The 218-nt window shown below is 61.5% G+C and carries 1 protein-coding gene; it reads left to right on the top strand.

Going from position 1 to position 218, the window contains the following annotated elements; all coding sequences use genetic code 11:
- Nucleotides 1-218, top strand: a 218-nt coding sequence (locus A3709_RS17380; RefSeq protein ID WP_156507829.1) for an efflux RND transporter permease subunit, incomplete at both ends; no start/stop codon positions are given.

Genomic DNA, 218 nt, shown 5'->3' with positions numbered 1-218 from the left:
ATGGGCTTCTCCCTCAACCTGCTCACACTCCTGGCCATGGTGATTGCCATCGGCCTCGTCGTGGACGATGCGATTGTGGTGGTGGAGAACGTGCACCGACATATCGAGGAAGGTGCCACCCCCTACAATGCGGCACTGCTGGGGGCGCGCGAGGTTGCCCTGCCGGTCGTGGCGATGACGCTCACACTGGTAGCCGTATACGCCCCCATCAGCTTTAT

Source organism: Halioglobus sp. HI00S01, from assembly GCF_001635445.1.
In the GTDB taxonomy this organism is placed as follows: domain Bacteria; phylum Pseudomonadota; class Gammaproteobacteria; order Pseudomonadales; family Halieaceae; genus Halioglobus; species Halioglobus japonicus.
Note: the sequence above shows the minus strand (reverse complement) of the source record. Positions and strands in the feature narration are given on the sequence as shown.